Genomic DNA, 6433 nt, shown 5'->3' with positions numbered 1-6433 from the left:
CGCCACCTCATCCGCATCGTGTTCACCACCCTCAAGAACCCACCCAAGACCACCCAAGCAGCCCCCGGGACTTGCATCCCACTGGCCGCTTGACATAGGAGAAACGCATGACTTCCTGCAGCGACGGATGGAGTGACGCCGGCCTTCCGGCACTGGGCACGGCACCCAATGCGGATTTCTGGGTTGCCCTGGAACAGCCCGGCCCCTGGGGAGCCAAGGCGTTCACGGAGTCGCGACTGGATCCGGAGCTGGGCAGGCAGCTGGACACGGAGGTGACGCGGTCTGGTGGACGACTTGTCCTGGTCCGTGACCCGCTCTCCCATCCCGATGTGGAGGGCCCCCGAACGGTCTTCGTCGCGGGCGGTCCCGTCGGCGCACCCTGGCTCGGCCGTGCCGTCCTGGACAGTGCCCGCGATCTGCTGGAACTGCTGCAAGCCTGGCCGGACCTGCGCGCCGCAGCCACTCCCCCGTCGCCCCTGGAGCCCAGCGATCCGGTGCTGCTGGTGTGCACCAATGGCAAGCGGGATCGATGCTGTGCGGTCAAGGGGGCGCCGCTGGCCCGAACACTGGCGGAGCGTCATCCAGGTCGCGCCTGGGAGGCGACGCACCTGGGCGGGCACCGTTTTGCCACGACGGCGCTGGCACTCCCGTCGCGCCAGATGCTGGCCTTCGTCGACGAGGAACTCGCCGAGCGGGCACTGGACGGTCAGCTGCTGGCGCTGGACGAGCGGCACGACCGCGGCAGGTCAGACCTGCCGCAGTGGGCCAGAGTGGCTGATGCCTGGCTGCGCAGCCGCACCGGAGAGACCGACCCGGCGGCCATGGACTACCAGTCGGACGAGGCTGTCGTGCAGGCCAGCCATCGGGACGGCCGGAGCTGGCGACTGGTGGTGGAGAAGAAGTCCTCCGACGAGGTCCAGCTGCCCGAGAGCTGCGGCAAGCACGCCGTCCCGATCAGCTGGTGGCAGGTCTCCGAGGCCTGACGGAGACCCCGTCGCCTGCTGCCAGGTAACGGCGGGGGCCGAGTCCCGTCTCCAGGCCCGCGTCATGACCCGGGCCGCAGCGGTGAAGGTCAGAGCTTCTCGACCAGGCGCCAGACGGCGGCCGCGGACCGCGCGGCGACATCGTCGATGTTGCCCTTGAAGTCGCTGCCCGCCTGCGGGGTGCACAGGTCGCTGATCGAACGGACACACACGAAAGGCACCTTGGCCTGCCACGCAACCTGGGCGATGGCCGTCGACTCCATGTCGGCCGCCATGGCCTGGGGGAAACGCTTGCGCAGCATGTGCGCCAGGTCACCGGCGACGAAGGAGTTGCCGCTCACGATGTCGCCAATGTGCACGGTCCCATCGGTATGGTCATCGGCAACCAGCTCCAACAACCGCTCGTCGCCCGGGAAGGTGGCCGGCATCGACGGGATCTGGCCGTACTCATAACCGAAGGCGGTCGCATCGGCGTCGGCATAGCGGTAGGATCGGCCGACGATGATGTCGCCCACCCGCACGTCGGCTCCGAGCCCCCCGGCCGATCCCAAGGAGATCACGTAGTCGGGGCGCAGCTGCGAGATCGCCACGGCCGTGGCGGCCGCGGAGTTGACCAGGCCGATGCCGCAGGTGACCAGCGTGACCGTTGTGTCACCCTGCTCGGCACGCCAGACGCGTCCGGTCTCCACCTCGACGCTCTCCCGTCCGGCCAGCACGGGCGTGGTCTCCTCGGCCATGGCCGCCAGCAGCAAGACATGGGTCATGCCATCACCTGCTGCCACTCGTCACGCTTGGCCAGCATGGCGCGGGCGGCCTCCTGGGCACCCTCCAGGGTGTGGCTGGCTCCCCAGCCGCACTGAACCTCATTGGCGGCCGGAACCTCCGTCGCGGTCAGGACATCCTCCAGCGTGGCGGCGACGAGCTGCTCGATCTCCGAGATCTCGTGATCGCCGGAGGTGATCAGGTAGAAGCCGGTCTGGCAGCCCATCGGGGAGAAGTCCACGATGAAGTCCGCGTGATTGCGGAAGTTCTCGGCCATGGTGTGCTCCAGCGAGTGGATCACCGGCATCTCCAGGTGTTCCTTGTTCGGCTGGCAGAAGCGCACGTCGAACTTGGTCAGCACATCGCCCTGGGGCAGTTCCTTGCGGTCGGCCAGGCGGATGTAGGGCGCGGCGACCAGCGTGTGGTCCAGGTTGAAGCTCTCGACATTCATCTTCGGCATGTCCCAAGGCTACCGGCCGGCCAAGTCAGCAACTGGCGGCGCGGTCTCCCAGAGGTGGTCACTGGCGGGGCGCGTCACTGGGGCCCAGACCGCGCGTGGGTTTGAAAGCCTCGCGTGTGATCCAGGGCCTCGCGTGGGATCAAGGGCCCCTCAACCTCCCCGCGTGGGTTTGGAAGCCTCGCGTGTGCTCCTGCGCACGCGCGATGCCCAAAGCCACGCGGTCCCTCCGCGCGTGTGATCCAGGGCCTCGCGTGGGATCCGGGGCCCCTCAACCTCCCCGCGTGGGTTTGGAAGCCTCGCGTGTGCTCCTGCGCACGCGCGGTCACCAAAGCCACGCGACGCCCCGGCAAGACGCCCAAAGCCACGCGGGCGCCTGAAACCACGCGAGGTCTGTGTCCAGGCTGGGTTCCTCAAACCACGCGGCGCGCCCAAACCCACGCGGCCCCCTCCTCGCTCAGGGCACCGCCCCGGAACAGAAAATGCCCCGGGGACACTGAAGAAATCAGCATCCCCGGGGCAGCGCCCTGCAGTGGGATTCCCACCAGAGCAGACCCGGCCAGCACCACCCAGCCAGAGCCACCGATCAGGCAGCGCCACCGATCAGGCAGGCACCACGTTCACCAGCTTGGGAGCGCGGACGATGACGGTGCGCACGCCATTCTCGGTTGCCGCCACCACCTTCGGATGCTCCAAGGCCAGGGCCTTCAGCTCGTCCTCGGTGATGCTCGCTGGCACCTGCAGGGTGGCGCGCACCTTGCCCTTGATCTGCAGCACGCAGGTCACCTGGTCATCCACCAGCTTGGACTCGTCGGCCACCGGGAAGTCGGCGTAGGCCAGCGACTCGTCGTGTCCCAGACGCTTCCACAGCTCCTCGGCGATGTGCGGGGCCACCGGGGCCACCATCAGCACCAGGGCCTCGGCCGCCTCGCGGGGGACGGCGTCGAGCTTGGTCAGCGCATTGTTGAACTCGATCAGGCGGGCGATGCCGGTGTTGAAGCCCAGCGTCGCGTAATCCTTGCGGACGGCGTCGATGGTCTTGTGCATCGCCTTCTCGGTCTCGGCGTCGAGCGGCGCGTCCACCACGACGACATCACCGGTCTCCTCGTCGACGATGTTGCGCCACAGGCGCTGCAGGAAGCGCTGCGAACCAACCACGGCGCGGGTCTCCCACGGGCGACCCAGCTCCAGCGGACCCATGCTCATCTCGTAGACGCGCAGGGTGTCGGCGCCGTAGGCCTCGTACATCTCGTCGGGGCTGACGGCATTCTTGAGGCTCTTTCCCATCTTGCCGGCGCGACGCTCCACCTTCTCGCCCCGGTAGAAGTACTCGGTGGCCTTGCCCTCGCCGCGTTCCTCGATGTCCGCGGCCGGAACGTACACCCCACGCTCGTCGGTGTAGGCGTAGGCCTGGATCATGCCCTGCGCAAAGTACTTGCGGAAGGGCTCCTCCGAACTGACATGGCCCAGGTCGAACAGCACCTTGTGCCAGAAGCGGGCGTACAGCAGGTGCAGCACGGCGTGCTCGGCACCGCCAACGTACAGGTCCACACCGCCCGGATCCTTCGTCCCCTCGGCGGCTCCGGCCACGGCGGAGTGCTGCTTGCCCATCCAGTACTGCTCGACGGCCGGGTCCACGAAGGCCTGGTCATTGGCCGGGTCCAGGTAGCGCAGGTAGTACCAGCACGAGCCAGCCCACTGCGGCATGGTGTTGGTCTCGCGGCGGTACTGCTGGGGGCCGTCGCCGAGGTCCAGGGTGACGTTGACCCACTCGGCGGCACGCGCCAGCGGCGCCTCGGGGCGGGAGTCGCGGTCGTCGGGGTCGAAGGTGCGCGGCGAGTAGTCGTCCACCTCGGGCAGCTCCAGCGGCAGCATGCTCTCGGGCAGGGCGTGCGGCACGCCGTCAGTGTCGTAGACGATCGGGAAGGGCTCGCCCCAGTAGCGCTGGCGGCTGAACAGCCAGTCGCGCATGCGGTAGTTGACGGTGCCGACGCCCGCGCCATTGTCCTCCAGGAAGGCGATCATGGCGGCCTTCGACTCGGTGACCGTCATGCCGTTGAGGTCCAGGCCGTCCGTGGCCGAGTTGATCAGCACACCCTCGCCGGTGAAGGCCTTCCCGTCGGCGACGGTGCCCTCCCAGCCGGCCTGCGCCTTGCCGTCGCCGTCGACGGGGCTGATGACGTCGATGATGTCCAGATCGAAGGCCTGCGCGAATTCGAAGTCACGATCATCGCCCGACGGGACGGCCATGATGGCGCCGGTGCCGTAGCCCATCAGGACGTAGTCGGCGATGAAGACGGGCACCTTGGCGCCGTTGACGGGGTTGGTGGCCCAGGCGCCGGTGAAAACACCGGTCTTGGTCTTGTCGTCCATCTGTCGTTCGACGTCGGACTTGCGGCCAGCCTCGTACTGGTAGTCCTCGACGGCCTGCTTCGGCGACGCGGCGCCGCCGGTCCAGGCCTCGCGGGTGCCTTCCGGCCAGACAGCACCCTCACCCACGAGCGAGGCGACCAGCGGATGCTCGGGGGCCAGCACCATGAAGCTGGCGCCGAACAGGGTGTCCGGACGCGTGGTGAAGACCTCGATGTCCTCACCATTGGGGCCGGTGAAGTGCACTCGGGCACCGTGGCTCTTGCCAATCCAGTTGCGCTGCAGCGCCTTGATGTTCTCGGGCCACTCGACGCGGTCCAGATCCTCGGCCAGCCGGTCGGCGTAGGCCGTGATGCGCATCTTCCACTGTCGCAGGTTCGCCTTGAAGACGGGGAAGTTCCCCCGCTCCGAACGGCCTTCCGAGGTGACCTCCTCATTGGCCAGCACGGTGCCCAGACCGGGGGCCCAGTTCACGGGCGCCTCGTCGGCATAGGTCAGGCGGAAGCCATCCAGGTAGTCGCCCTGCTCCTTGGCGGACAGGTCCGCCCACTGGCGACCAGCGAAGTCACCGACCAGCTCGCGAGTGCCGGCCTCCAGCTCGTCGACCAGTTCACTGATGGGGCGGGCCTTGCCCAGACCACCATCGGCACGCACAGCCTCGGTGTCATACCAGGCATTGAAGATCTCGGTGAAGATCCACTGGGTCCACTTGTAGTAGTCCGGGTCGATCGTCTTGATGCTGCGACGGTCGTCGTGGTCCAGCCCCAGGCGGCGCAGCTGGCGCTTGTAGGTGACGATGTTCGCCTCGGTGGTGACCCGCGGGTGCGTGCCGGTCTCGATGGCGTACTGCTCGGCCGGCAGGCCAAAGGCGTCGTAGCCCATGGCGTGCAGCACATTCTTGCCCAGCATGCGGTTGAAGCGGCTGAACACGTCGGTGGCGATGTAACCCAGCGGGTGTCCCACGTGCAGCCCCGAACCCGACGGGTAGGGGAACATGTCGAGCACCAGCAGCTTCTCGCGACCCTCGGCCTTCTCGGGCTCGGCCCAGGGACCGGCCGGGTTCGGGGCATGGAAGGTGCCGTCCGCCTCCCAACGGTCCTGCCAGCTCGTTTCGATCTGGCCGGCCAGTTCGGCGGTGTAGCGGTGCTGCGGCTCGTTCATGGTGTCCTTCACGATCGTCGAAGTCGTCTCACGACGTACCCGACGAGGTTATCCCAGCCGCGAGAGGTGCGCCCGCCGGTCGGGCTTTCCATCGGCGAGGGCGGGCTCAACCGGCCGTGGCTGACTCGTCCAGCTCCAGAAGCAGGCGGCGCATCTGCCGAGGGTGCGTGAGCCGGATGACGGCGGGTCCTTCCGGGTCCGCCTCGTACTGGCGCATCCGGCGACGCTTGTTGTCGAAGCTGCGGAAGTACCACGCGATGATGGACTCCTTGGAGAAGGTCTGCCGCAGGGTCTCCACATTGCCATTGCACTGCGGCTCCCGGGTCACCACCCGACGGGCGGTCCGGCGTACCAGGCGCAGCAGGGTGATCCACCGTGGATAGTCGAGCGCGACAATCACCTGTGTGCGGGCCAGCACCAGGTCACGCCAGTGGCCATAGGCGGAGTCCAGGATCCAGTTCTCCCCCGACACCCGGTCCGCGGCCAGTTCGCGCTGTTCCGGGATCGGCCGCTGCTGCCAGCCCGGCAGCCAGCCGATCTCGTCGTCCACCAGGTGGACGGGGAGCCCCAACCGGGGCCCCAGCTGCTCTGCGGCAGTCGACTTGCCGCTGCCCGTCACCCCGTACAGCAGAACCCGATGGGCGTGGCGAAGGTCATCGGCGGTGGCTGCGGGCATGACAGGAGACTAGTGCCCCTGGCC

General features: G+C 68.0%; 5 protein-coding genes. 1 reads left to right on the top strand and 4 read right to left on the bottom strand.

Annotated features, from left to right (window positions below):
• The first annotated feature begins 107 nt into the window (after window positions 1-107).
• A complete protein-coding gene (locus ACTQ49_RS12295) occupies window positions 108-983 on the top strand; it encodes a sucrase ferredoxin (protein WP_441828130.1) in 876 nt (291 codons plus the stop codon).
• A gap of 89 nt (window positions 984-1072) precedes the next feature.
• Here ACTQ49_RS12295 and ACTQ49_RS12290 read toward each other — a convergent pair whose 3' ends face one another.
• The 4 genes from ACTQ49_RS12290 to ACTQ49_RS12275 all read right to left on the bottom strand — a co-directional run bounded on the left by ACTQ49_RS12290 (window position 1073) and on the right by ACTQ49_RS12275 (window position 6409).
• Window positions 1073-1747 (bottom strand): 5'-methylthioadenosine/adenosylhomocysteine nucleosidase, encoded by a 675-nt coding sequence (locus tag ACTQ49_RS12290; protein WP_441828129.1) that lies wholly within the window; start codon window positions 1745-1747, stop codon window positions 1073-1075.
• Window positions 1744-2205, bottom strand: a complete 462-nt coding sequence (locus ACTQ49_RS12285) for an S-ribosylhomocysteine lyase (RefSeq protein WP_441828128.1) — start codon at window positions 2203-2205, stop codon at window positions 1744-1746. The genes ACTQ49_RS12290 and ACTQ49_RS12285 overlap by 4 nt, the downstream gene beginning before the upstream one ends.
• Window positions 2206-2805: 600 nt before the next feature.
• Window positions 2806-5733 carry a leucine--tRNA ligase gene (leuS, locus tag ACTQ49_RS12280; protein WP_441828127.1) on the bottom strand — a complete coding sequence of 976 codons (2928 nt, stop codon included), beginning with the start codon at window positions 5731-5733 and terminating at the stop codon, window positions 2806-2808.
• 106 nt (window positions 5734-5839) lie between these two features.
• Window positions 5840-6409 (bottom strand): adenylate kinase, encoded by a 570-nt coding sequence (locus ACTQ49_RS12275; RefSeq protein ID WP_441828126.1) that lies wholly within the window; start codon window positions 6407-6409, stop codon window positions 5840-5842.
• Between the last annotated feature and the right edge of the window lie 24 nt (window positions 6410-6433).

Source organism: Luteococcus sp. Sow4_B9 (assembly GCF_052116585.1).
Classification (GTDB): domain Bacteria; phylum Actinomycetota; class Actinomycetes; order Propionibacteriales; family Propionibacteriaceae; genus Luteococcus.
This window is presented reverse-complemented; position numbering and strand designations above follow the sequence as displayed.